The organism is Microbispora sp. H11081, from assembly GCF_012999535.1.
GTDB lineage: Bacteria > Actinomycetota > Actinomycetes > Streptosporangiales > Streptosporangiaceae > Microbispora.
In genome coordinates this window covers 123599-148132 of the sequence record NZ_JABBWV010000016.1, presented here as the reverse complement: position 1 = coordinate 148132, position 24534 = coordinate 123599, and the positions used below count along the sequence as shown (strand labels likewise).

The 24534-nt window shown below is 70.5% G+C and carries 21 protein-coding genes; 9 read left to right on the top strand and 12 right to left on the bottom strand.

Going from position 1 to position 24534, the window contains the following annotated elements:
* Nucleotides 1-3 precede the first annotated feature (3 nt).
* Complete coding sequence (locus HHX31_RS29360; RefSeq protein WP_169952249.1) at nucleotides 4-843, bottom strand: NAD(P)H-binding protein; 840 nt, start codon at nucleotides 841-843, stop codon at nucleotides 4-6.
* A gap of 86 nt (nucleotides 844-929) precedes the next feature.
* On the opposite strand from HHX31_RS29360, the gene HHX31_RS29355 reads away from it, so the two are divergent.
* Nucleotides 930-1652 carry a TetR/AcrR family transcriptional regulator gene (locus HHX31_RS29355; RefSeq protein WP_169952247.1) on the top strand — a complete coding sequence of 241 codons (723 nt, stop codon included), beginning with the start codon at nucleotides 930-932 and terminating at the stop codon, nucleotides 1650-1652.
* A gap of 17 nt (nucleotides 1653-1669) precedes the next feature.
* Here the strand turns inward: HHX31_RS29355 and HHX31_RS29350 are convergent, their stop codons facing one another.
* The 9 genes from HHX31_RS29350 to HHX31_RS29310 all read right to left on the bottom strand — a co-directional run bounded on the left by HHX31_RS29350 (nucleotide 1670) and on the right by HHX31_RS29310 (nucleotide 10669).
* Nucleotides 1670-3706: a polyprenyl synthetase family protein gene (locus HHX31_RS29350; RefSeq protein ID WP_169952245.1), complete on the bottom strand. Its 2037-nt coding sequence runs from the start codon at nucleotides 3704-3706 to the stop codon at nucleotides 1670-1672.
* 20 nt (nucleotides 3707-3726) lie between these two features.
* On the bottom strand, nucleotides 3727-4515 hold the full coding sequence (locus tag HHX31_RS29345) for an ABC transporter permease (protein WP_169952243.1): 789 nt from the start codon (nucleotides 4513-4515) through the stop codon (nucleotides 3727-3729).
* A complete protein-coding gene (locus HHX31_RS29340; protein ID WP_169952242.1) occupies nucleotides 4515-5141 on the bottom strand; it encodes an ABC transporter ATP-binding protein in 627 nt (208 codons plus the stop codon). The genes HHX31_RS29345 and HHX31_RS29340 overlap by 1 nt, the downstream gene beginning before the upstream one ends.
* A gap of 52 nt (nucleotides 5142-5193) precedes the next feature.
* Nucleotides 5194-5832, bottom strand: a complete 639-nt coding sequence (locus HHX31_RS29335; RefSeq protein WP_169952240.1) for a hypothetical protein — start codon at nucleotides 5830-5832, stop codon at nucleotides 5194-5196.
* 141 nt (nucleotides 5833-5973) lie between these two features.
* The gene (locus tag HHX31_RS29330) at nucleotides 5974-7407 is read right to left on the bottom strand and encodes an ATP-binding protein (protein ID WP_169952238.1); all 1434 of its coding nucleotides are present in this window, start codon (nucleotides 7405-7407) and stop codon (nucleotides 5974-5976) included.
* Between the two features lie 180 nt (nucleotides 7408-7587).
* Entirely contained in the window at nucleotides 7588-7803 is a 216-nt protein-coding gene (locus tag HHX31_RS29325) for a helix-turn-helix transcriptional regulator (RefSeq protein ID WP_169952236.1), read from the bottom strand.
* Nucleotides 7803-8300, bottom strand: coding sequence for a DUF2975 domain-containing protein (locus HHX31_RS29320; protein WP_169952234.1), 498 nt, complete (start codon nucleotides 8298-8300; stop codon nucleotides 7803-7805). Before HHX31_RS29320 ends, HHX31_RS29325 begins: the two co-directional genes overlap by 1 nt.
* 88 nt (nucleotides 8301-8388) lie before the next feature.
* Complete coding sequence (locus tag HHX31_RS29315) at nucleotides 8389-9849, bottom strand: FAD-binding oxidoreductase (protein WP_169952232.1); 1461 nt, start codon at nucleotides 9847-9849, stop codon at nucleotides 8389-8391.
* Between the two features lie 145 nt (nucleotides 9850-9994).
* Nucleotides 9995-10669, bottom strand: a complete 675-nt coding sequence (locus tag HHX31_RS29310; RefSeq protein ID WP_169952230.1) for a winged helix-turn-helix transcriptional regulator — start codon at nucleotides 10667-10669, stop codon at nucleotides 9995-9997.
* Nucleotides 10670-10755: 86 nt separating this feature from the next.
* On the opposite strand from HHX31_RS29310, the gene HHX31_RS29305 reads away from it, so the two are divergent.
* The 3 genes from HHX31_RS29305 (at nucleotide 10756) to HHX31_RS29295 (ending at nucleotide 17785) form a co-directional block, all read left to right on the top strand.
* Nucleotides 10756-11748: a PLP-dependent cysteine synthase family protein gene (locus tag HHX31_RS29305; RefSeq protein ID WP_211590482.1), complete on the top strand. Its 993-nt coding sequence runs from the start codon at nucleotides 10756-10758 to the stop codon at nucleotides 11746-11748.
* 245 nt (nucleotides 11749-11993) lie between these two features.
* Nucleotides 11994-12815: a tryptophan 2,3-dioxygenase gene (locus tag HHX31_RS29300; protein ID WP_169952228.1), complete on the top strand. Its 822-nt coding sequence runs from the start codon at nucleotides 11994-11996 to the stop codon at nucleotides 12813-12815.
* 26 nt (nucleotides 12816-12841) lie between these two features.
* A complete protein-coding gene (locus HHX31_RS29295; RefSeq protein ID WP_169952226.1) occupies nucleotides 12842-17785 on the top strand; it encodes an NAD-glutamate dehydrogenase in 4944 nt (1647 codons plus the stop codon).
* A 13-nt stretch (nucleotides 17786-17798) separates the two neighbouring features.
* Here HHX31_RS29295 and HHX31_RS29290 read toward each other — a convergent pair whose 3' ends face one another.
* Nucleotides 17799-18872, bottom strand: coding sequence for a hypothetical protein (locus HHX31_RS29290; protein WP_169952224.1), 1074 nt, complete (start codon nucleotides 18870-18872; stop codon nucleotides 17799-17801).
* An 83-nt stretch (nucleotides 18873-18955) separates the two neighbouring features.
* On the opposite strand from HHX31_RS29290, the gene prfB reads away from it, so the two are divergent.
* The gene (gene prfB, locus HHX31_RS29285) at nucleotides 18956-20080 is read left to right on the top strand and encodes a peptide chain release factor 2 (RefSeq protein WP_169952223.1); all 1125 of its coding nucleotides are present in this window, start codon (nucleotides 18956-18958) and stop codon (nucleotides 20078-20080) included.
* A 21-nt stretch (nucleotides 20081-20101) separates the two neighbouring features.
* On the opposite strand, the gene HHX31_RS29280 is transcribed toward prfB, so the two are convergent.
* Entirely contained in the window at nucleotides 20102-20290 is a 189-nt protein-coding gene (locus HHX31_RS29280; protein WP_169952221.1) for a hypothetical protein, read from the bottom strand.
* Between the two features lie 179 nt (nucleotides 20291-20469).
* On the opposite strand from HHX31_RS29280, the gene ftsE reads away from it, so the two are divergent.
* The 4 genes from ftsE to HHX31_RS29260 are packed head-to-tail and all read left to right on the top strand — an operon-like array spanning nucleotide 20470 to nucleotide 24532.
* On the top strand, nucleotides 20470-21159 hold the full coding sequence (gene ftsE / locus HHX31_RS29275) for a cell division ATP-binding protein FtsE (protein ID WP_169952219.1): 690 nt from the start codon (nucleotides 20470-20472) through the stop codon (nucleotides 21157-21159).
* Between the two features lie 14 nt (nucleotides 21160-21173).
* Nucleotides 21174-22073: a permease-like cell division protein FtsX gene (gene ftsX / locus HHX31_RS29270; RefSeq protein ID WP_169952217.1), complete on the top strand. Its 900-nt coding sequence runs from the start codon at nucleotides 21174-21176 to the stop codon at nucleotides 22071-22073.
* A 56-nt stretch (nucleotides 22074-22129) separates the two neighbouring features.
* Entirely contained in the window at nucleotides 22130-22612 is a 483-nt protein-coding gene (gene smpB / locus HHX31_RS29265) for an SsrA-binding protein SmpB (RefSeq protein ID WP_169952215.1), read from the top strand.
* Nucleotides 22613-22615: 3 nt separating this feature from the next.
* Nucleotides 22616-24532 carry a penicillin-binding transpeptidase domain-containing protein gene (locus HHX31_RS29260; protein WP_311932291.1) on the top strand — a complete coding sequence of 639 codons (1917 nt, stop codon included), beginning with the start codon at nucleotides 22616-22618 and terminating at the stop codon, nucleotides 24530-24532.
* The last annotated feature ends 2 nt before the right edge of the window (nucleotides 24533-24534 follow it).

Here is a 24534-nt window from a genome sequence, read left to right as displayed (position 1 = left end):
GCCTTATCGGTTCGCGAGCACGTCGCGGAGCGCGGCCGGCTTACGGCCGAGCAGGTCGCCGAGCGCCGGGCCGGCCTCGGCGAACTCTCCTCGACGGCTGGCCTCGAACATGCCCAGCAGGAACCTGGCCTGCTGCTCGGGCATGCCGCGCGACACCATGCCCGCGACCCACTCGCCGTCCGGGACGGTGACGCGGGTGATCTCGCGACCGGTCAGCTCGGAGGCGATCGCGGCGACGTCCGCGAGGTCGAGCGACTCGGGGCCGGTCAGCGGCGGCGTGACCCCGTCGAGCCGGCCATCCTCGGTCAGCGCGATGGCGGCCGCCTCGGCGAGGTCGGCGTGGGCGGTCCACGAGACCGGGCCGTCCTCGGGTGCGACGAGCCTGCCGGTCTCGAGCGCCTGGCTCACGAAGTTGAGCGCGGTGGTCGCGTAGAAGCCGTTGCGCAGCGCGGTGAACGGCACCCCGATCTCCCGCAGGTCATGCTCGGTCTCGGCGTGGGACGGCATCGGGAGGAAGGGGGAGGCCGGGTTCGCGCCCATGTGGCTGGTGTAGAGGATCCGCCCTGCGCCCGCCGCCTTGGCCGCCTCGATCGCCGTACGGTGCGGGCCGGCGTCGGCCGGGCCGGAGACGACCAGCACCCGCGAGGCGCCCTCGAACGCGTACGCGAGGCTCGCGGGGTCGGCGAAGTCGCCACGCCGTACGCGGACGCCGCGCCGGGCGAGGTCGCCGGCTCGCGGCACGTCACGGACGCTGACGCCGATCCGGTCGGCGGGGACGCGTGCGAGCAGGCGGTCGACGACGCCGCGCCCGAGCTGGCCGGTCGCCCCGGTGATGATCATCATGCGCTTCTCCAGGTGTTATCAGTGGTATCTGCTGAACGCTAACACCGGAAATTCGCCGATAGCAACTCACTGATATCGTTGGAAGCGTGAGCGATCCTGAGAACGAGACGGCGAGCGGCCGTGACAGGACGCGGGCGCACATCGTGTCGGTCGCGGCGCGGTTGCTCGCGAGCGGCGGGCGCGATGCCCTCTCGACCAGGGCGGTGGCCGCCGCGGCGGGGACCCAGGCGCCGACGATCTACCGCCTGTTCGGCGACAAGGACGGCCTGCTCGACGCGGTCGCCGAGTATGGCTTCGGCTCCTACCTGCGGGACAAGCTGGCGAGCCCGCCCGCAGGCGACCCGGTCGAAGGGCTGCGCGCCGGATGGGACCTGCACGTCGGGTTCGGGCTGGCCAACCCCGCCTTGTTCTCGCTCATGTACGGCGATCCCACGCCGGGACGGCAGTCGCCCGCCGCCGTGGCCGCCTTCCGCATGCTGGGGGAGCGCATCCGCGCCATCGCCGCCGCCGGCCGGTTGCGGGTCGGCGAGCGCCTCGCGGCCGACCTCGTGCACGCAGCCGGCTGCGGCACGGTCTTCACGCTGCTCGCCATGCCCGAGGAACGGCGTGACCCGCGCCTGTCCGAGGTGGCCCGTGAGGCGGCGATGGCCGCCATCACGACCGACGCACCCGTGGTCGAGACCCCAGGACCCGCCGCGGCGGCGATGGCACTGCGCGCCGCACTGCCCGACGCCACGGCTCTCACCGACGGTGAACGCCACGTGCTCGGCGAATGGCTCGACCGCCTCGCCACGGACCGATCCGGCTGAGGACCCGGCCGGGAATGTCAGCGTGCCGCGCCGCTCTCGGCGTACTCCAGCAGGAGTTCCCGGCGCAGCCGGGCCAGGTGCGTCCCGCCGCCCGCGGACGACGAGCTGTAGCGGTCGACGTCGTGGATCGCGCGCCAGCCCGCGAGCCGGTCCCGGACGATCCGCAGGATCGCGACGACCGGTACGGAGTCCGCGTCGCCCGAGGCGGGCCGCAGGATGGCGGGCGCGGAGGAGAGGATGGCGTCCACCTGGGCGTAGCCGTCCTCGACCTGGCGGGTCACCTCGTCGATAGCCTCCTGCCTGGTGCAGCCGGTCTCGTGGCGGAGCACCGTGACGAGGTTGTAGGGGGTGCCGGTGGCCTCGTCCTGGTCGAGGGTCCGCAGGTCGTTCTCCGCGAGCACGGTGGCCGAGCCGAGGTCCAGCAACCGCCGCAGGAGCGGATGGTCGCGTACGGACGGCGCGAACTCCCTGCCACAGCTGATCTCGAAGGCGTCCAGGAATACGGGGATCCCGGCGCTCCCCAGACGCAGCGGGAACTGGTCGCGCAGGCTGGGGACATAGCCGCTGAGCCGGTGGCACGCCTCGCGCTCGGCCGCGTCCAGCCAGTCGAGCAGGTGGCCGATGGCCCGCGTCCGCCACGAGGGTGGCTGGGTCAGGCGGAGCCGCTCCCACGCCTGGGCCAGGGCCGTGGCGAACGCGCCGCCGGCCGGCGGGGCGTCGTCGAGCCCGCCGATGAGCAGGGCGAGCCGGTGACGCAGCCGGGCGGCCTCCGCGGGGTCCGCGAGACCCGGCTCGTCGAAGAGGTCGTCGAGCACGATGCACACGAGCATCCACCTGGCGAGGGTTTCGAGCTGCTCGGCGTCGGCGCCCGGCCACATCAGCGCGGTGGCCGCGGCCATGCCGCTCCAGCGCGGGTGACGGCTCTCCTCTCGCGTCGCGGCCAGCCCGGAGTCGAGCAACCAGGCGTCCAGCCGCTCCTGCACCGCCCGGACCAGGCCGTCGTCGCCCCGCAAGGGGACCGAGGCGGAGACGGGCACGGTCACCGGGTCACGGCCGGCCTGCCCGACCGGCCCCATGCCCGAGCCCGTTACCGATCCCATGACCGAGCGCACGTAGGCGGCCAGCGCCTCGCGCGACCTCGGATCGCCGACGTCCCTGAGCCGCGCGACAGCCGCCTCCGCGTGCTCACCGGCGACCTTCCCGGCTTCCTCCACGGCTCCGCAGGACAGGACCAGCCGCCGCGCCTGCTCGGTGTCGGCCGTGGTCAGGCCGCGGCGCAGCAGCCGGGCGAGCGCGGGCTCGCGGGCCAGGGCCCTGATCACAGGCAGTGTGTAGACGCCTTCTGCCATGTCGGAGTTGGCGGGTTTCCCGAGCTCCCCGGCCGTGGCGGTCAGGTCGAGGACGTCGTCGCGCACCTGGTAGGCCATGCCGAGGTGCCAGCCGAACCGCGCCACCGCCTCCTCCGCCTCCCCGTCCCGGCCGGCCTGCATGGCGCCCAGCCGGCAGGCCAGGGACAGCAGCTCGGCCGTCTTCGCGCCGGTCACCTCCAGATAGGCCTCTTCGGTGCGGGAGAGCAGGAAACGGTCGGCGGTCTCGGCGATCATGCCCGAGCAGATGAGCTGGACGGCCTCCGCGGACACCAGCGCCTCGCGCTCGCCCAGTTCGGCGACGATCCTGCTGCCGCTGATGAACAGCAGGTCACCGGCCAGGACCGCCAGGCGGGCGCCCCACACGCTGTTGACGCTGGGCCCGCCCCTTCGCTGCCGCGCGCCGTCGATCACGTCGTCGTGCCGCAGCGACGCCATGTGCAGCAGTTCGACGGCCGCCGCGGCCTTGACGGCGCGGACGTGGGCGGCCCGCTCGGGACCGGCGAGCAGGTAGTAGGACAGCAGGGTCAGGGTGGGCCGGATCAGCTGCCGGTGCCCGGCGGGCTGCCTGGTCAGCGCCGTCAGCTCGGCGCGGCTCGGCACGTCGGCCAGGCCGACGATCTCGCGTACCCGCTCCAGGTCGGACTCCAGGGCGGGGAAGACGCGGGCGACGGTCTCGGATGTCATGGAAGCTCCTGACGGGGGGTTCAGGCGGAAAGGGCCGCGGGCCCGCCCACCGGCCGGTGGACGCGGGTGCGGGCGGCGAAAGCGGAGACGCCGAGGGCCAGGGTGCCCAGTGCCCAGCACACGGCCGGGGCGACGGCGCTCCAGGGCACCGTGTCCAGGGCCACCGCCGCGACGGCCCCCTGCATCGGCCCGTAGTCGGGCAGGTAACGCACGACGGTGCCGGCCGCGGCCGGGGTGGCGAGCGGGCTCTGCAGGGCCAGGTCGACCGAGCAGATCACCGTGACGAGGACCAGACCGGCGAGGTCGCTGGTCAGCACGGCGGCCAGCACGACGCCGATGCCGCCATAGATCAGCGCCCCGCCGAAGAGGGCGGCGGCGAGCAGGAGGGGCTGCGCGGGCCGGTGGGTGAGGCAGATCAGGCCGGTCGCGTACGCCGCGACGCAGAGCGCGACCACCACCAGGGCGGTGAGCTTCGCCGCGACCAGGCACAGCCGGGGAAAGCCCGACCGCACCAGCCGGCGATCGAAGGACGCCGAGTGCAACGTGGTCACGAACATCATGAACCCGGTGATCAGCGCGAGTATCTGCAGCGCCCCCGCGAGCTGGTTGAGCACGTTGGCCGGCAGGACGACGACCCGCTCCGCGGCGCGGACGTGGAACGGAAGCGCGATCTCCAGGGAGAGGGCGTAGATGAGGACCGCCCACACCGGGATGAAGACCACGATGATCACGAGGGCCAGCCGGTTGCGCAGATGCTCCACGAACGTCATGCGCACGGCGGTGGCGTAACACTCCCAGTGACGTCCCATCAGGCGCCGGTCCTTTCGGCGGCCCGCAGCACGCCGCCCTCCAGCCGATGGAGCGTGTCGAGGCGCGCGGCGTCGTACGCGAGGTGGGAGACCACCAGCACCGAGCGGCCACGCGCCCGCAGTTCGTCGGCCAGGTCCCAGAACCGCACGTACGTCTCCCAGTCGAAGCCCTGGTAGGGCTCGTCGAGCAGGAGCACGTCGGGGTCGTGCATCAGGGCCAGGACGAGGTTGAGCTTCTGCCGCGTGCCGCCGCTCAGCGTGGCCGGCCTGGCCCGCCGGGAGCCGGAGAACCGCAGCGCCTCCATCAACTCCTCGGCCCTGGTCAGGCTCTCCATGCCGTAGGCGACCCGGAAGAACCGCAGGTGCTGCTCGACGGTGAACGCGTCGTGCAGCACCGTCTCCTGCGGGCAGTGGCCGACGCGCCCGCGATGGCGCACCGATCCGCCGTCCGGCCGCAGGTCGCCGGCGAGGACGCGCAGCAACGTCGTCTTGCCCGCGCCGTTCTCCCCGACGATCCCCGCCACCTGGCCGGGCGGCAGGTCGAGATCGACGCCACGCAGGACCGGGCCGCCCCGGTAGCCCTTCCGCACGTCCCGCACCCGGAGCACGGGCTCATCCGACGGCACGCGCCACCTCCCTCGACCTGGTCCCACCTGACTGCGCCACTCGGATGCGCCGCTACTTCGGTGTGCCGACGGCGATGAACGCGACCGAGCCGGTGCCCTGGACGCTGCTCACGCCCTTGGCGGAGCACTGGCCGATGTCGGACGTGGGAACCGCCTTTCCGGCGATCCGCTTGCCCTTCAGCTTCCCTTCGACGACCTCGCCGACCAGCATCATGTCGCCGGGGTTGTACGAGGGGATCCCGTCCATGTTGGGCCGGATCGTGGAGGTGCCCAACGTCTGGCCCTGGGCGTCCTTCCAGGTGACGGTGCCCGTGCCGGTGACGTTCTGGACGCCGGTGCAGGAGGCCTGGGCGCTGCCCTGGAGGGTGACCTTCCCCGAGCGGATGTTGGGGAAGCTGCCGTCGGGCGACGCGCAGCCGGTGAGGGTCAGGACGCCACGGGCCGACACCGTACGGGCCTCCTTGCCCACCGCGGGCTCGGCCGTGATCGGCTCGGCGCTGCCCGTGCTCATCGCGCACGTCAGCACGGTGTGGCCGCCGGGCTGCTTCGGTGAGGGGTTGACGACCGGCCTGGTGCGCTCGCCGCCCGACGCGCCCTGGGCCACCGATGGGACGACCGACAGGGCCAGGCCCAGCACGGCCACCCCGGCGGCGCCGAGACCACAGGCGAGGTACGTACGAGATCGAGACACGTTCATGGACTACCCCCGAGTTGATTGCAGACAGTAATCTAACTATCACAATCAGCTACGAGAAGGCCGGTGACTCGGTGCCGGTCACCTGGCCCGACCCTCGTCTACACCGATACGTCTATGAGCGTTCCGCTCGTGGCATCAGGCGCGCTCGTAGTACGTGAACTTTCCTCGGCCGCCATGCTGTCGCACATAGCCTTGCTCACGTAGGCCACGGAGAGCCTTCCGGATGTTCGGTGCCGTGAGATTGAGCATCTCAACCAGTTGCGCGACGGTGAGGGTCCCTTGCGCAAGGGTGTCAAGGACGCGTGACTCGGTAGCGTTCAGCGGGTCGGCTGCCGGAGTCGCGACGATGGGCCGGTGCAGGATCACGACAAAGCGGATGCCCGCGTCGATGTAATGAGCGGGAGGTAGACGCGCCTCGTCGAGTGCCGCGCCCACAGTGGGAATGCCGCTGGCGAGGGCCTCGATGACCCGGCCGCCGCTGAAGGGGGAACGCACATTCTGGCAAATGGCGACGAGCCGCGCGTTGCGCGCAGATGTGACCGCTTCTTTGCCCAGGCGATCGACCGTTATGCCATAGAGCCCTCCGGGGTTCGCGATTACCAGACGATCCCGGCGAAGCCTGATTTCCACGGCCATTCCCGCTGACCAGTGATCGAGATCGCGGTGTATCAGCGCGTTGGCGACCAGTTCACGAAAGGCGATAAGCGGATAGACGGGCAGATCCCGGACGGTGCCGTCGGGCCCCGCCACGATGGCCGTATCGAAGGTTCGTCTGGCCCACTCCATGGCCGCGTCCAGCATTCGGGGAATGGGTCCGCTCAGGACGGCCTGGTTGCGGGCCCGGGAACCGGGTGGATCTCCAGGCAGTGGATCGGCGGATATCTGGATGGCGTATCGGGGGAACCACTGCTGTGGATGCGTGCCCAGAGCCAGTAGCCCGGCGACTGTGGGCCTGCCGTCGACGGCGGTCACTCCGGCACGGCAAAGCAGTTCGTCATCCCGGACGAAGCGCCCCAACCCCTGCTGATCGCGCTCGCGGACCGCCTCGAGGAACGCCTTCACCAGTTCGGGGTCGAGGTCCGCCGAGGTGGCTCCCTCGACCAGGGTCCGATCGAACATAGGTGCCCGTCGTGCCGCGATGAAGGCTTGTTCCTCGATATCCGAGAGCCGGAAATCGCCGTCATATCCTCGGAGATAGGAGGCGCCTGTGGCTGTGACCCGGCATGGTTTGGCGGACTTGTCGCACTCGTGCACCCTCGCCACTATGACCGGGGCGCCGTACGCGATGCCGTCGTCCAAAGTGAGGCGGACTGGCGGGGTGAACGAGCGCGCCTTCGCCGCGAGGCCCTGTTTCAGCGACTGCGCGTTCGGCAGCGGAACCGGTCGGAACCCGAACCGTTCGTCCAGCCCGAGAATTATTGTCCCGCCGCCGGGCAGATTCGCGAGCGCACTCAGAGTGGGGGTCAGCGAGTCGGGAAGTCCTCCGGCGGCCGATTTGACCTCTATGGCCGTCGAGTCGCCGCCGGCTGCCCGAAGCTCGTCGATGAGGTGGCTCACGTCGGCAGGCATGCGGGAAATGTAACCAAGGGCAGTTACATTTCGCGGGCCGTCGGTTACATTTCCTGGGGCCCCCGATCCGTGAGTCGAGCCCGCCCGCGCCGGCGCGCGGCCAGGGTGGCCGACAGCATGGCGCGCCGAGGCCTCGCGGCGACCGGACGCCAATCCGCCTCGCTCGGCAACCGGTCGAGGTCACGCCTCGTCCTCGGCCTCCCAGCGCAACAGGTCTCCCGGCTGGCATTCGAGCACCTCGCATAGCGCGGCGAGGGTCGAGAAGCGCACGGCCTTGGCGCGGCCGTTCTTGAGCACGGCGAGATTGGCGGGCGTGATCCCGACGCGGTCCGCGAGCTCGCCCACGGACATCTTCCGCTTGGCCAGCATCACGTCGATGTCGACGACGATCGGCATCAGATCACCTCGTCGAGCTCGGCCTGCATCCGCGCCGCCTCGCCGTCGCGGGCGACGGCCTGGGCGAGCAGCAGCCGAAGCACGAGCACGACGAGCGCGACCCCGAGAGCCGCCACGCCGACCCCGCCCACCAGGAGGACGACGCCCGGGGGAACGGCCTCACCGGGGGCCAGGAGGAACCCGAGCGCGAAGGCGAGGAGGGCGGCCGCCACGAACGCGCCGATGACGACGTCCACGTAGCGGAAGGCGGCGTGGGAGAACACCGTGTCGCGCCACACCATCGTGACCAGCCGCCAGACGCAGACCAGGACGACCTCGACCGCCGCGACGCCCAGGACCGTGAGCGCGAGGATCGGGGCGCGCAGGTACGCGTACTCCGGGTCGAGTCCCTCCAGGTCGGAGGCAAGCAACGGCACCATCACCGTCTGCACGAACACCGAGCCCGCGAGCAGCGCCACGAGCACGGCCCGCAATGCGAGCAATGTCAGTCTTCTCATTGCCTCTCCTCCATCGAAGAACGATAGTAATCTATCGAAATTCGATAGGTGGAGGCAAGGCTCGTCCGACGTCCCGCGCCGCGGCTGCCTAGACGCCCTGGGGGAGGCGGAACAACCGGCCCGGGTCGTACGCCGCCTTGACCTTGGCGAGCCGGGCGGCGTTCGCGCCGTAGTACTGCTGCCGCCAGTTCTTGAGCTCGGGGTCGACGTAGTTCACGTACGCGTGGTCGCCGAAGTGGGGCCGCATGGCGGCGTGGGCGGCGCGGGCCCAGGAGGCGGCGCCGGCGAAGTGTGAGAAGTACTGCACGCTGAACAGCGCCTTGCGGTGCGGGAAGGCCGTGGCGTCGGGGCGGACCCGGCCGATGGCGCCGCCCATCGCGTCGAGCATCACGATGTGCCGTCCCGGCGCGGCGACCTGGGCCAGCAGCGCCTTGATCCCGGCGGACGACAACGGCGTGTAGGCGAAGTGCGACTTGGCCGAGAACGAGTCGCGCACGAGCCTGCCGCTCGGGTTCTGCCCGGGCAAGGTGCCGGGACGGTGGCACTGGGCCACGGACATCGACGCGCAGCCCGCCTCCACCATCATGGCGTGGTCGTACGCCGAGACCGCGACATACCGGTTCGAGGGGGCTGATCCGACGCGGTCGACGAGCTTGTGCAGCAGGCTCTCGCAGGCCGCCTTGCCGCCGAGATACAGCCCGCCGACCATCACGTCGAGCGACGGGTCGTGGCCGAGGTGGCAGTTGGACCACATCGCGTCCGGCGCGGCGGGCGCCCACGCCTGCCAGGCCTTTAACACGGCCGAGGCCTTCGACCACAGCCAGTGCAGGAAGAACAGGGTCACCGGCCGCGTCGGATGCGTCCGGAACGTGAACGACGTCGCCACGCCGAAGTTGCCGCCACCGCCGCCGCGCGAGGCCCAGAAGAGGTCCGGGTGCGAGTTCGGCGAGCAGGTCAGCACCTTCCCGTCCGCCGTGACGATCTTCAATGACTCCAGCACGTCACAGGTCAGGCCGTACCGGCGCGAGACCACGCCGAGGCCGCCGCCCAGGGTGAGCCCGGCCACCCCGACGGTCGGGCAGGAGCCCGCCGGGATGCTTACGCCACGCGCGGCCAGCTTGGCGTAGACGTCGACCAGCCGCGCCCCGGCGCCGATCGTGGCGTGGCCGCCCGAGTGCGACACGCCGTTCATCGGCGACACGTCGATCACCAGGCCGCTGCCGGTGGACCAGCCCGCGTAACTGTGGCCGCCCGACCGGGAGGTCACCGGCACCCCATGGCGCCGGGCGAACGCCAGGCACTCCGACACGTCCGCGGCCGTCCTGCAGTAGGCCACCCCGGTCGGCCGTACGGAGTCGAAGGCCGAGTTGAACACGCGGCGCGCGTTGTCGTACGACGCGTCGCCGGGCCGGATCAGCGTGCCGTCCAGCCCCCGGCCGAGCGCGGACCAGTCGGCGGGACGGGGACCCGCCGAGGTGAAGCCCGTGCCCGCGAACGCCCCCGCCCCGGCCAGCGCCGAGGCCCGAAGGAAACTCCGTCTGTCAATCATGGTCGTGCTCCCGAGGTGGTGGTCCCCTCTTGAGACGCCGGGTGATCCGCACTGGTTCGTTACAGAGTCGTCACTTCGTTCCTACTCGCAGGACCTGTCCCCCGAAGCCGGTGGCCGCCACCGCTCCCCGGCGGCCGAGCGTCGTTCAGCCGGAAGGGGACGCCTGCCGCAGGCCAAGGGTTTCCGGAGTGAACACATAGCGTTCGAACCAGCGGTGCATCTGGCGCTGCAGCGTTCGGTCGCCGTCGACCCGTACGCCCGGCTGCCGCAGCAGTTGCGCCCAGGAGAGGTCGCCGAGCCACCACCGGGTCGCCGCCGCGATCGGCGTGGAGAGCCAGACGTCGACGGGTGCTCCGATGTCCTGCCGGCACAGATCGACGCTCGCCGAGGACAGGTGCAGCCAGTATCTGCGGTCGGCCGGCGGGCGGTCGGTGAACTCGACGGCGAGCACGACGGTGCGCTCCGGCAACGCGGTGGCGTTCACACGGCGTCGCATGTCCCAGGTCAGCGCGGCGGTGTCGAGGTCGTTCTCGGTGAGAGCGACGCTGTCGGTGGCGACCGCCCATCGTGCGAGTTCCCTTACCACCGGAGCCAGGGCGGCGCCCGCCTCGGTGAGCCGGTAGCCGTCGAGGACGCCCGCGGCGCGCAGGGCGCGTAGCCGCGCGGCCAGCGTCGCCCGCGGGATGCGGGGCAGTCCGCGGCGGATGTCGGTGAAGGTCGACGCGCCGAGCAGCAACTCCCGCACGATCAGCAGCGTCCAGCGTTCGCCCAGAAGTTCCAGAGCGCGCGCCACCGCGCAGAACTGGCCGTATCCGCTCACAGGTGCATGGTAGGCACGGCGGCCCGGGCCTGGTGGTTCAAAAGTTGAACTGTCGGGGTCGGCGCACAGGTTCGACGATCGGAGTCGTGAGAGCGGGCATCGACGAAAGGACCGGCGGCGTCATGGGCATCGTCAGCGGCGTACTGGAAACGATCGGAAACACTCCGCTCGTGCGGCTGCGCGGCGTCGTGCCGCCCGGGTGCGCGGAGATCTTCGTCAAGATCGAGGGCCAGAACCCCACAGGCAGCATGAAGGACCGCATGGCGCAGGCGATGATCGCCAGGGCCGAGGACGACGGGCGGTTGAGACCCGGCGACACGGTCGTCGAGTACACGGGCGGCAGTACCGGCGCTTCCCTCGCCCTGGTCTGCGCGGCGAAGGGATACCGCCTGTCCATCGTCAGCTCGGACGCCTTCAGTGAGGACAAGCTCATCCAGATGGCGGCGTTCGGCGCGGAGCTGACCCTCATTCCCAGCGAGGGGGGACTGATCACGAAGTCGCTGATCCTCAGCATGATCGAGACCGCCGAGGAGTTCGGCCGCCGGCGGGGCACCTACTGGACCGACCAGCTCACCAACACCGACAGCATCGCCGGCTACCACGCCATGGGCGAGGAAATCTGGGCGCAGTCGGGTGGGCGCGTTGACGCGTTCGTCCAGTCGATCGGTACAGCGGCCTCGCTGCGCGGAGCGAGTGCCCCGCTCAAGCGCCGCAACCCGGAGCTTCGGGTGACGGCGGTCGAACCGGCCGAGTCGGCCGTGCTGTCCGGATGCCGGCCCGGCGCCCACCGCATCGAAGGCATCGGCATCGGTTACCCGCCGCCCATGTGGGATCCCGCCCTGGTGGACGAGATCATCCCGATCACCACCAAGGACGCCGAGGAGATGGCCAGACGCCTGGCCCGGGAGGAGGGGCTGTTCGCCGGAACCTCGTCCGGCGCGAACGTCCTCGCCGCGATCCAGGTCGGGCGACGCCTTGGGCCGGACGCCAGGGTCGTCACCCTGCTGGTGGACTCGGGCCTGAAGTACCTCAGCACGGGCGTGTACCGGCGGCGCGCCGCACTCCGCGACGAGTCGTGATCGTGCGGGGCGTGCCGGAGACCGCGCCGCGTTCGCCGGGAGCGGCTACGGGGATGCGTTCGAGTTGAGGCTCCCGGCGGGGGAGGGGCTGGTTAAATGGGCCCGGCGCCCACCCCGGTTGGGAAGGCACGGACGAGGTTGACGTTTGTGCCGCTATGGGGTGGTATGTGGTTTTGGGTGCGGTGGTGCCGGGCTTGCGATCAATGGGGATCGGGAGTGACGCGCCCATCGTGGAGGAGTGGCGCATGCCTGCGACGCCGTACGGCCGAGCTGGATCGGGGGACGTGCTGCCCCCGCCCCGCAGCTTCGGCGAAGAGGGCGGACGCCTGTCCTACGGCGGCTACCTGCGCCTGCCCGAGCTGCTCGCCCAGCAGGAGCGGCGGTCGGGGGCCAGCGACGAACTGCTGTTCATCACCGTCCACCAGGTCTACGAGCTGTGGTTCCAGCTCCTGCTGCACGAGCTGGAGCGGATCAGGGACGCGATGGTCGAGGGCGCGCTGTGGCGTGCCAGGCACCTGTTCCGCCGCGTTCACGCCGTGGAGAAGGTCATGGTCGACCAGGTCCAGGTGATGGCGACGATGACGCCGCAGGACTTCCTGGAGTTCCGGTCGGCCCTCGCCCCCGCGAGCGGCTTCCAGTCGGTTCAGTTCCGTGAGCTCGAGTTCCTCTCCGGCGCCAAGGACCCGTCGTACCTGGGCCGGCTCAGGGACGCGAGCGACGCGGAACTCGCCAGGCTGCGGCGGCGGCTCGAGGAACCCACTCTGTGGGATGCTTACCTCATCGCCCTCTCCCAGCGGGGCCTGCCGGTCTCCGACGAGGAGATCATGGAGTCCCTGCTGGCCGTGGCCCGCGACCGGGGGTCGTACGACGATCTGTGGGACCTGGCCGAAGATCTCCTCACGCACGACGAGACCACCGCGCTCTGGCGGATGAGGCACGTGCAGATGGTGGAGCGCCAGATCGGCACGAAATCCGGTACGGGAGGCTCGTCCGGGGCACCGTACTTGAGGGGACGGACGCGTCTGCACTTCTTTCCCCTGCTGTGGGAACTCCGGGCCTGGCTTTGAATCCTCACGAGGGAGTGAGTAGCAACATGCCGCTCGAAATGGCGCTGGATCGGCAGGAATCGGATGAAGCTTTGGACGAGCTTCTCCGGCTGGCGGCCGAGAGGTGCGCGCACGCGCCCGGAGCGCTGCAGGTGGAGGGCGAGGACCCGCTGGCCTTCCTGAGGCGGTACTACCGCAACGTGCCCGCCGAGGACCTGGCCGACCGCGACCCGGTGAACGTGTACGGCCCCGCCATGGCCCACCGCCACCTGGCCCAGCACCGGCCGCAGGGACGCGCGCTGGTCCGCGTCTACACCCCCACCCTTGAGGAGCACGGCTGGGACCCGGGCCGCACCGTGGTCCAGATCGTCACCGACGACATGCCGTTCCTGGTCGACTCGGTGACGACCGAGCTCGACCGGCACGAGGTCGGCACCCACCTGATCGTCCACCCGCAGATGCGGGTGTGCCGCGACATGACCGGCGAACTGCTCGGCGCGGGCCAGGAGAACATGACCGGGCAGGTCATCCGCGAGTCCTGGATGCACATCGAGATCGACAGGCAGTCCGACCACGCCGTGCTCAAGGAGCTGGAGGGCGATCTCCAGCGGGTGCTGCTCGACGTGCGCTGCGCGGTCGAGGACTTCGCCAAGATGCGCGCCCTCGCGGTGCAGACCGCCGAGGACCTGGCGGTCAACCCGCCGCCGCTGGAGCCCGCGCAGGTCGAGGACGGCATGGAACTGCTGCGGTGGCTGGCCGACGGCCACTTCACCTTCCTCGGCTACCGCGAGTATCGGCTGGAGGACACCGACGGCGGCGCGGCGTTGCGCGGCCTGCCCGGCACCGGCCTCGGCATCCTGCGGGCCGACAAGGCCGGATCGGCCAGCTTCGCGGCCCTGCCGCCGAAGGTCCGCGCCAAGGCGCGGGAGAAGCAACTGCTGATCGTCACCAAGGCCAACAGCAGGGCCACCGTCTACAAGCCCCACTATCTCGACTACGTCGGGATCAAGGTCTTCTCGCCCGAGGGCGAGGTGATCGGCGAGCGGCGGTTCCTCGGCCTGTTCACCCACGTGGCGTACAACGAGTCGATCTCCCGGATCCCGGTCCTGCGGCGCAAGCTCGCCGAGGTGCTCGAGCGCGCCGGGCTGTCGCCGGACAGCCACGACGGCAAGGATCTGATGGAGATCCTGGAGACCTACCCGCGCACCGAGCTCTTCCAGATCTCCGTGGACGATCTGCTGCCCATCGCGCTCGGCGTGCTGCGGCTGCGCGAGCGCAAGCAGGTCAAGCTGTTCCTGCGCCGCGACGACTACGGCCGCTACATCTCCTGCATGATCTTCCTGCCGCGCGACCGCTACACCACCAAGGTCCGCCTGCACATGCAGCGGATCCTGATGAAGGCGCTCGGCGGCACCACGCTCGACTACAGCACGATGATCGGTGAGTCGGCGCTGGCCCGGCTGCACATCGTGATCCGCGGCGAGCGCGGAACGCCGCTCGGCGAGACGCCGGTCGACGTCGAGGAACTGGAGGCGCGGCTGGCCGCCACCACGCGCACGTGGGAGGACGACCTCGGCGCCGCCATCGGCGAACTGTGCCCCGAGGAGGACGCGCCTGGGCTGCTGCGCCGCTACGGCTCCGCCTTCCCCGAGGGCTACAAGGCCGACTTCCCGGCCCGTACGGCCGTGGCCGACCTCAAGCGGCTGGAGGCGCTCGGCGAGGACCCGAACGCCATCGGCATGAACCTCTACGAGCCGTACGGCGCGGCGGAGGGGGAGCGGCGCTTCAAGCTCTACCGGCTCGGCGCGCCGATCTCGCTGTCCAGGGTGCTCCCGCTGCTGCAGCGGATGGGCGTCGAGGTGGTGGACGAGCGTCCGTACGAGATCGACCGCGACCACGACCCCCAGACCAAGGACGCCTGGATCTACGACTTCGGCCTGCGGTACACCCCCTCGGAGGAGGTGCACCGCGACGAGTTCAAGCGGTTGTTCCAGGACGCGTTCGCCGTGCTGTGGCGCGGCGAGGTGGAGAACGACGGCTTCAACGCGCTCGTGCTGACCGGCGGGCTCACCTGGGAGCAGGCCGAGATCCTCCGCGCGTACGCCAAGTATCTGCGGCAGGCGGGGAGCACGTTCAGCCAGTCGTACATCGAGAAGGTGCTGCAGGGAAACGTGCGGCTGGCCCGGCTGCTGGTGCGGCTGTTCGAGGCGAGGCTCGACCCGCGCCGGCCGGACGACGGCAGGGCGGAAGTCTGCGACGCGCTGACCGAGGAGATCCTCGCGTCGCTCGACGAGGTGGCGTCGCTCGACGAGGACCGCATCCTGCGGGCCTACCTGGAGATGATCCAGGCGACGCTGCGCACCAACGTCTTCCAGGCCGCGCGTGCGGACGGGCGCGAGGCGGGGGACGCCGGCAGCCAGTTCGTCACCGGCAGGCGCAAGCCGTACATCTCGCTGAAGGTCGACCCGCAGGCGATCAGCGTGCTGCCGCTGCCCAGGCCGAAGTACGAGATCTTCGTGTACTCGCCGCGGGTCGAGGGCGTGCACCTGCGCTTCGGCAAGGTCGCCCGCGGCGGCCTGCGCTGGTCGGACCGCATGGAGGACTTCCGCACGGAGATTCTCGGCCTGGTCAAGGCGCAGATGGTGAAGAACACCGTCATCGTGCCGACCGGCTCGAAGGGCGGCTTCGTCGTCAAGAACCCGCCCGCGGGCGGGCGTGACGAGATGCTGGCCGAGGGCGTGGCCTGCTACCGCCAGTTCATCTCCGGCCTGCTCGACCTCACCGACAACCTGGTCGCGGGGCAGGTCGTGCCGCCGCCCGACGTCGTGCGGCACGACGGCGACGACACCTACCTCGTCGTCGCCGCGGACAAGGGCACGGCGACGTTCTCCGACATCGCCAACGCGGTGGCCAAGGAGTACGGCTTCTGGCTCGGGGACGCCTTCGCCTCCGGCGGTTCCGTGGGCTACGACCACAAGGCCATGGGCATCACGGCCAGGGGCGCCTGGGAGTCGGTGAAGTACCACTTCCGCACGCTCGGCGTGAACGTGCAGACCACCGACTTCACCGTGGTCGGCATCGGCGACATGTCCGGCGACGTGTTCGGCAACGGCATGCTCCTGTCGGAGCACATCCGGCTGGTGGCGGCCTTCGACCACCGGCACGTGTTCGTCGACCCCGACCCGGACGCCGCGCGGAGCTTCGCCGAGCGGCGGCGGCTGTTCGAGCTGCCGCGGAGCTCGTGGGACGACTACGACAGGTCGCTGATCTCCGCGGGCGGCGGCGTGTGGCCGCGCACCGCGAAGTCGATCCCCGTCTCGCCGCAGACCCGCGCCGCGCTCGGCCTGCCGCACGGCGTCACCGCGCTCGCGCCGAACGACCTGATCAGCGCGATCCTGCGGGCCCCCGTCGACCTGCTGTGGAACGGCGGCATCGGCACGTACGTCAAGGCGTCGTCGGAGAGCCACGCGGACGCGGGGGACAAGGCCAACGACGCGCTCCGGATCAACGCGGCCGACCTGCGCTGCAGGGTCGTCGGCGAGGGCGGCAACCTGGGCTTCACCCAGCGGGCCAGGATCGAGTTCGCGCTGAACGGCGGCCTGATCAACACCGACTTCATCGACAACTCGGCCGGCGTTGACACCTCCGACCACGAGGTGAACATCAAGATTCTGCTCGACCAGGTCGTCCGCGACGGCGACATGACCGACAAGCAGCGCAACCAGCTCTTCCTCGACATGACCGACGAGGTGGGCAGGCTGGTGCTGGAGGACAACTACGCCCAGAACGTCGTGCTCGCGGCGGCCCGCAGCCAGGCGCCGGAGATGCTGCACATCCACGCCCGCTATCTGCGGAAGCTGGAGCGCGAGGGACTGGTCAACCGGGAGCTGGAGTTCCTGCCGTCGGACAAGGTGCTCGCCGAACGCCGCCAGGCCGGGCTGGGGCTGGCGAACCCCGAGTTCGCGGTGCTGCTCGCCTACACCAAGCTCGTGGTGGACGCGGAACTGCTGCAGTCGGACATCCCCGACGACCCGTCGCTGGCCTCGTGGCTGGTGTCGTACTTCCCCTCCGCCCTGCGGGACCGCTTCCGGCCGTACATGGACTCCCACCCGCTGCGCCGGGAGATCATCACGACCCGGATCGTGAACGACCTGGTCAACTTCGGCGGGACGAGCCTCGTCTACCGCTTCGGCGAGGAGACCGGCGCGTCGGCGCCCGACATCGTGCGGGCCCACCTGGTGACCCGGGAGGTCTTCGACCTGCCGTCGTTCGTGCGGCAGGTCGAAGAGCTGGACAACGAGGTCGACACCGGGACCCAGCTCGCCATGCTGCTCGAAGGCCGCAAGCTGTCCGAGCGCGGCACCCGCTGGCTGCTCGGCAACCGCCGCCCGCCGCTCGACCTCGCCTCCACCGTCCGCTACTTCAACGAGGGCGCCGGCGGCCTCCTGCCGCACCTGCCCAAGCTGCTGACCGGCCCCGACCTGCTGGCGTACGAGGAGCGCAGGGACTCCTTCGTGGCCAGGGGCGTGCCCGGCGAGCTGGCAGAACGGGTCGCGGCGATGGTGCCCGCCTACTCGACCTTCGACCTCGTGGAGATCGCGGCCTACACCGGCAGGCCGGTGAGCGAGGTCGCCGAGGTCTACTTCGACCTGGCCGACCGGCTGCAGCTCTCCCGGCTGCGCGAACGGGTGATCGCGCTGCCGCGCGACAGCCGGTGGAACTCGATGGCCAGGGCCGCGCTGCGCGACGACCTGTACGCCGCCCACGCGACGCTGACCAGGGACGTGCTGATCCACAGCAGGCCCGGCCTGTCGCCCGAGGAGCGGCTGGCGCGCTGGACCGAGGCCAACCAGGCCGCGGTGACTCGGTCGCGGCAGACGCTGTCGGAGATCTGGGAGAGCGACACCTTCGACCTGGCGACGCTGTCGGTCGCGCTGCGCGCGGTGCGGACGCTGGTCTCCACCAGCAACCTCCCCCACACGGAGGCGTGACCGTGCCCGGCGATCAGCGGTTGGACCCGCCGGTGACGACACCCTCGTAACCGACGACGTGCGCGGGCGCGGTGGACGCCTTGGGCGGCACCGCGCTCACGTACTGCTGTGTCTCGATGATCTGCCGCTTCTGCCGGATGAACAGGTCCTTGACCGGGCTCAGCAGCCAGCGGGCCGCGGCGGGGACCGTCACAGGACGCCCCTCGCCGCACTTGAGCCCCTGCGGGACGGGCGTCCAGGAGGACGTGCGGACCAGTGTGTAGAGCATCATCGCGCCGCCGTCGCGCGTGCGCAGCGCGTAGATCGGGTAGTTGGGCGCGGAGGCGAAGATCGACTCGTAGTTCATGCAGTCGTCGGCCTTAGCCGCCGCCTTGGTCTCGGTGATCTCGTCGAAGAAGCCCGTCGTCTGCGGGCCGGGCGCGATCAGGCCGGAGGCGTAGCCCTTGGGGCCCTCCTCGGCGACGGTGGCGTGCAGCGGGCCGATCAGGTTGGGGCTGATGGCCACGGAGGCGTCGCGCGACTCCAGCGCCGTGGCGTACCCGTCCTCGTCGAGGGCGATCGCGGGCGGCTTCTCACCCGGGTAGAGCAGGGACGCGAAGCTGTTGCGCCACGGCCCGTTGCCCTGCCGTACGAACGTGAGCACAGCCGTGCGGACCTCGCCGGACGCGTCGCGCCGCTCCGCCGTGGCCGCGAACCACACGGTCGGGCGGGTGCTCTGCCGGGGCACGAACACCTCACGGTCGCCCCAGGTGTAGCGGGCGGGCCTGCCTCCGTGCGAGTGGATCTCGGCGATCGTGATGGGCCGCTGGCCGTCCTGGGTGAGCAGGAGCGCCCACCGGCCGGCCCCGGCCTGCCTGAGCACGTCGTCGGTGTCCAGGAACGCGTCGAGCGCCTGGGAGGCGTCGTCCAGCGTCACGGCAGGAGGGCTGGGCGACGGGCTCGGGGCGCGTTCCCCGCCGGGACTCGGCAGCGCGGAGGTGGCCGCCGCGGGACTCGCGGGCGACCGGTCCGGGCCCCCGCCCGAGCAGGCGACCGCCGTGCACGCCACGAGGGCAAGGGCCAGCGCGTTCCGAACGACCCCGTTCACGCCAGCCTCCCGTTGCAATCGATCCACATGCTACCGAGGCGCGCTGCCCGACAGGGTCCTCGGTTCGCGTACCCTTTACAGACGTGGCAGTCATCGATCCAGCCGAAGAGATCAACGAGCTTGGCGGCACGCTGAAGAGCATTCAGGACGTGCTCGACCTCGACGCCCTGCGCAAGCAGATCGCCGAGTTGGAGGAACAGGCTGCCGCCCCCGATCTGTGGAACGACCCTGAGCAGGCCCAGAAGGTCACCAGCCGGCTCTCCCACCTGCAGGCCGAGGTCAACAGGGTGGACGGCCTCGACCGCCGCCTGGAGGACCTGCCGGTCCTGTTCGAGCTGGCCGCCGAGGAAGGCGACGAGGACGCGCTGGCCGAGGCCGAGAGGGAGCTCGCCGCGCTCAGGTCGGAGGTCGGCGCGCTGGAGGTCCGCACGCTGCTGTCGGGCGAGTACGACGCCCGCGAGGCCCTGGTGACCATCAACGCGCAGGCGGGCGGCGTCGACGCGGCCGACTGGGCCCAGATGCTGCTGCGCATGTACCTGCGGTGGGCCGAGCGCAAGGGCTACCCGGCCGAGGTCTACGAGACCTCGTACGCTGAGGAGGCCGGCATCAAGTCGGCCACCTTCGCGGTCAAGTCCCCCTACGCGTACGGCACGCTCAGGGGCGAGCACGGCACCCACCGGCTGGTGCGGATCAGCCCGTTCGACAACCAGGGCCGTCGGCAGACCTCGTTCGCGGGCGTCGACGTGGTGCCCGTGGTCGAGCAGACCGACCACATCGACATCAACGAGGACGACCTGCGCATCGACGTCTACCGGTCGTCCGGGCCGGGCGGCCAGGGCGTGAACACGACAGACTCGGCCGTGCGGATCACCCACCTCCCGACCGGCATCGTGGTCTCCTGCCAGAACGAGCGGTCGCAGCTGCAGAACCGGGCGACGGCGATGGCCGTCCTGTCCGCCAAGCTGCTGGAGCGCAAGCGTCAGGAGGAGGCCGCGGCGATGAACGAGTTGCGCGGCGAGGCGACCACGTCGTGGGGCACGCAGATCCGCAACTACGTGCTGCACCCGTACCAGATCGTGAAGGACCTGCGCACGGGCGTGGAGGCGGGCAACCCCACCGCCGTGCTCGACGGCGACCTCGACGGCTTCATCGAGGGCGAGATCCGCTGGATGCGCCGCCAGGAGTCCGGCGAGGCCCAGGCCCAGTAGGCCGGGCTCAGTAGGCCGGGCTCAGTAGCCGCTGATGTGGCCGAGTGCCACCAGCGCCACGACGAGCAGCACGATCACCGCGATCGCCAGAGGCGACAGCCCGAGGAACCCGTGGTGGTGAACCTTGGCGCGCCCCTCCCGGCAGACGGGGCAGCGCCCCTCCACCACGGGGCCCGCGCACGCGGCGCAGATCAGATGTTCGCAGCTCATAGCAGCTTTACCGCCCCATGGCCCAAGGGCCAATCGTTTTGTTTCCGTTATGGACGTTCCATGCCAGTGTTACCCCTAGACTGGCCTTCGGCCAAACGGAACGTCGATCCCGAGCAAAGTGACCGGCGACCCCCGGACCGGCCGTCCCACCCCCTAGACTGGCTAGCCGTGATGCGCCCGTGATCCATTTCGATAATGTCACCAAGGTCTACACGAACCAAAACCGGCCTGCCCTCGACCACGTGAGTGTGGACGTCGACAAGGGCGAATTCGTCTTCCTGGTCGGTCCCTCCGGGTCGGGCAAGTCGACCTTCCTCCGGCTGGTGCTGAAGGAGGAGCGGCCCAACAGCGGCTCCATCCACGTGGCCGGCAAGGATCTCTCCAAGCTGTCCAACTTCAAGGTGCCGCACCTGCGCCGCCGCATCGGCTGCGTCTTCCAGGACTTCCGGCTGCTGCCGAACAAGAACGTCTACGAGAACGTCGCGTTCGCCCTGGAGGTCATCGGCAAGCCGCGCCGGTTCATCCGCAAGGTCGTGCCCGAGGTCATCGAGCTCGTCGGCCTGGAGGGCAAGGCGCATCGCATGCCGGAAGAGCTGTCCGGCGGTGAGCAGCAGCGGGTCGCGATGGCCCGCGCGTTCGTCAACCGGCCGATGATCCTGCTCGCGGACGAGCCCACGGGAAACATCGACCCCGCCACGAGCATCGGCATCATGAAGGTGCTCGACCGAATCAACAGGACCGGCACGACCGTCCTCATGGCGACGCACGACGCCGCGATCGTCGACTCCATGCGCAAGCGCGTGGTCGAGCTCGAGGACGGCAAGATCGTCCGCGACCAGTCGCGCGGCGTGTACGGCCAGGCGTATTAGGAGTAACTGGGACCATGCGGGCCAACTTCATCTTCTCCGAGGTCTGGATCGGCCTTCGGCGCAACCTCACGATGACCATCGCGGTGATCGTGACCGTGGCGGTCGGCATGGCGCTGCTCGGCGTCGGAATGATGATCAACTCCCAGGTCTCGAAGCTCACCGGCTTCTGGACCGACAAGGTCGAGCTGTCGGTCTACCTGTGCACGAAGAACGCCCCCTTCGAGCCGTGCAAGAACAAGGGCACGGTCACGCAGGAGGAGAAGGCCAGTCTCAAGCAGACGATCGAGGCGCTCCCCGACGTCGAGCGGGTGCAGTTCGAGAACCAGGCCGAGGCGTACAAGCACTTCCAGGAGACCGAGAGCAACCGCACCCTGCTGTCGGTGACCAAGGCAGAGGACATGCCGGAGTCGTTCCGGGTGAAGCTCAAGGACCCCGACAAGGCGGAGGCCGTCGCGGCCAGCCTCAAGGGACAGCCCGGCGTCTCCAACGTCGTCAACGAGCGCGACCTGCTCGAATCGGTCTTCGGCTTCATGGACAAGCTGCGTTACATGGCGCTGGGCATCGCCGCGCTCATGTTGTTCGCGGCCATCCTGCTGATCGGCAACACGGTCCGGCTGTCGGCGTACAACCGGCGCAGAGAGACCGGCATCATGCGGCTGGTCGGCGCGTCCAACATCTACATCCAGCTTCCGTTCGTGATGGAGGGCCTGATCGCGGGTCTCATCGGCGGAGTCCTGTCCGGCGTGATCCTGATCATCGTCAAGGTCTTCATCTTCGAGTCGATCCAGACGTACATGGCCGCGCCACTCGGATGGGACACCGTCGCCGGTGTGATCACCGCCACGATGGCCATCGGTGTGCTGATCTGTGTGCTCGCCTCGTTCGTCACCCTGCGCCGCTACCTGCGGGTGTGATCCGCACCGGCCGCGCAGCTCGTTTCCGCCCCTCGCGGCGACGGTAGGCTCCCCTTATGCCACGTGAGACCGGGCGCAAGCTCATCGCCCAGAACAAGCGTGCCAGGCACGACTTCTTCATCGAGGACACCTATGAGGCCGGGCTCGTGCTGACCGGCACCGAGGTCAAGTCCCTGCGGGCGGGAAAGGCCAACCTCACCGACGGCTACGCCTCGGTGGAGGGCGGCGAGCTCTGGCTGATCAACGTGTACATCCCCGAGTACAGCCAGGGCACCTGGACCAACCACGCCGCGCGGCGCACGCGGAAGCTGCTGGTGCACCGCAAGGAGATCGGCAAGATCGACGCGACGCTGAAGGAGAAGGGCCTCACGCTCATCCCGCTGTCCATGTACTTCAAGGACGGCCGGGCCAAGATCGAGATCGGCGTCGCCAGGGGTAAGAAGGACTACGACAAGCGGCAGACGCTCATGGAGAAGCAGGCGAACCGGGAGATGTCGCGGGCCATGTCGAACGCGGTCCGCCGCCGGGGGGGCCGTTAGGCCGTGGCCCTGTCCTCCGGAAGATTCGGCGTCGTCGTCCGGGCGAGAGCCGTACGGGTCGCGCTCGCGCTCGGCCTGACCGCGCCCCTGCTGGCCGGCTGCTTCGAGGAGCCGTCGCCGAACGAGGCGGTGCGCGACTTCCTCGTCGGCTGGCAGACGGGGGACTACGCGGCCGCGGCGCGGCGCACCGACGGCGACCAGGCGGCGGTGCGCAAGGCGATCGAGGACGCCCGCCTGCAGTTGGACGCGGCCTCCGTCCGCTTCTCGCTGCGGGGGATCAGCCGGGACGGCGACAACGCGCAGGCCGGCTACCACGCCGAGGTGGACCTCGGTGAGAACAACCCCCTGTGGCAGTACGACGGAAACCTCCCCCTGCACCTGGTCGGCGGCCAGTGGAAGGTGCGGTGGTCGCCGAGCGTCATCCACCCCGACCTGCACCCCGGGCAGCGGTTCGCCGTCGCCACCGTCCCCAAGGGCCGCAAGCCCATCCTCGACCGTGACGGCAACGCGCTGCAGGACGAGACCGTGCTGCACGTCGCCGGGGTCACCCCCGCCAAGGTCAAGGACCCCGGCCGGCTCTGCGACCAGTTGTCGAAGGTCACCGGCTTCGCCCAGGACCGCCTGCTGAGCCGCATCCTGTCGTCGCCCCCGCAGGACTTCGTCCCCCTCGCCACGTTCGGGCGGACGAAGTTCGCCCAGATCAAGTCCAAGCTGGAGGCCATCAGAGGTCTGGAGTTCCAGATCGACAACCCGCCGGTCGCGCCCAAGTCGCCCACCCAGATCGTCGGCGTGGTCACGGCCATCACCCCGGAGGCCGAGCAGCGGCTCGGCGGGCCGCAGCGGGCCGGTGACACCTTCGGCAGGGACGGCCTCCAGAAGGCCTATCAGGACCAGCTCACCGGCTCGACGGAGACCCGGGTCGTCATCCTCGACAACGCCACCGGGCGGCAGGTCAAGGAGCTCAAGGCGTGGCCGGGGCGGGAGAACGCGTCGGTACAGACCACGATCGACAGCAGGCTGCAGAGCGCGGGGGACGCCGCGGTCGCGGGGCCACGCCCGGCCGCGCTCGTCGCCGTGCAGGCCTCCACCGGCGAGGTGCTGGCCGTCTCCACCAACCAGTTGCACCAGGAGAAGGACGCGCTGGCCGGCCGGTACGTCGCGGGCAGCGCCTTCTCGATCGTCGCCGCGGAGGGGCTGCTCAAGTCGGGCCTCGACCCCAAGCAGAAGGTGCCGTGCAGCGCCGACCGCACCGTGGGCGGGGCGCGCTTCCAGCAGCCCGGCGTCGACGGTGTGACGACGCCCACCTTCCAGGCCGACTTCGCGCAGGGCTGTGTGACCGCGCTGGCGTCGCTGGCCCGGCGGATCAGCGGGCAGCGGCTCGCCGCCAGCGCGAGCCAGTTCGGCATCGGCGGCGACTGGAGGCTGCCGCTGCGGACGTTCAGCGGGTCGATCGCCGCCCCCGACGGCGACGCGGCCATCGCGAAGATCATCGCGGGGCAGGGCGCGCGGGTCAGCCCGCTGGCGATGGCCCTCGTCGCCGCGGCGGTCAAGTCCGGCACGTGGCGGCCACCGGTGCTGGTGGTCTCGCCCGCCGCGCCCGACCCGAGCGTCGAGGACGGCCCCCCCGCGGCCGCGGCGCAGCCCGTGACGCTCGACCCCGCGATCACCGCGAAGCTGCGCACGCTCATGCGGGCCGGCGTGTCGTCCGGCGCCGCCTCCGCCGCCTCCGCCCCCGGCGACCCCGTGTACGGCGTGGCCGCCGAGGTCACCCAGACGGAGAAGAAGGAGCGCTTGCGGCTCTCGTGGTTCGTGGGCTGGCAGGGGGACGTCGCGGTCGCCGTGCTGGCGCAGGGCGGCGGGCTGTCGGCCGCCTCCACGATGGCCGGGAGCTTCTTCCGCGCGGCTCAGCCCCAGACCTGAAA

What these genes read in the sequence shown, in the direction of transcription:
- HHX31_RS29295 (WP_169952226.1), top strand. Translation starts at nt 12,842, where the DNA reads ATGCCGCTCGAAATGGCGCTGGATCGGCAGGAATCGGATGAAGCTTTG.
- ftsX (WP_169952217.1), top strand. Translation starts at nt 21,174, where the DNA reads ATGCGGGCCAACTTCATCTTCTCCGAGGTCTGGATCGGCCTTCGGCGC.
- HHX31_RS29350 (WP_169952245.1), bottom strand. Translation starts at nt 3,706, where the DNA reads ATGACATCCGAGACCGTCGCCCGCGTCTTCCCCGCCCTGGAGTCCGAC.
- HHX31_RS29325 (WP_169952236.1), bottom strand. Translation starts at nt 7,803, where the DNA reads ATGCCGATCGTCGTCGACATCGACGTGATGCTGGCCAAGCGGAAGATG.
- HHX31_RS29360 (WP_169952249.1), bottom strand. Translation starts at nt 843, where the DNA reads ATGATGATCATCACCGGGGCGACCGGCCAGCTCGGGCGCGGCGTCGTC.
- HHX31_RS29320 (WP_169952234.1), bottom strand. Translation starts at nt 8,300, where the DNA reads ATGAGAAGACTGACATTGCTCGCATTGCGGGCCGTGCTCGTGGCGCTG.
- smpB (WP_169952215.1), top strand. Translation starts at nt 22,130, where the DNA reads ATGCCACGTGAGACCGGGCGCAAGCTCATCGCCCAGAACAAGCGTGCC.
- HHX31_RS29315 (WP_169952232.1), bottom strand. Translation starts at nt 9,849, where the DNA reads ATGATTGACAGACGGAGTTTCCTTCGGGCCTCGGCGCTGGCCGGGGCG.
- HHX31_RS29300 (WP_169952228.1), top strand. Translation starts at nt 11,994, where the DNA reads ATGCCTGCGACGCCGTACGGCCGAGCTGGATCGGGGGACGTGCTGCCC.
- HHX31_RS29280 (WP_169952221.1), bottom strand. Translation starts at nt 20,290, where the DNA reads ATGAGCTGCGAACATCTGATCTGCGCCGCGTGCGCGGGCCCCGTGGTG.
- HHX31_RS29345 (WP_169952243.1), bottom strand. Translation starts at nt 4,515, where the DNA reads ATGGGACGTCACTGGGAGTGTTACGCCACCGCCGTGCGCATGACGTTC.
- HHX31_RS29330 (WP_169952238.1), bottom strand. Translation starts at nt 7,407, where the DNA reads ATGCCTGCCGACGTGAGCCACCTCATCGACGAGCTTCGGGCAGCCGGC.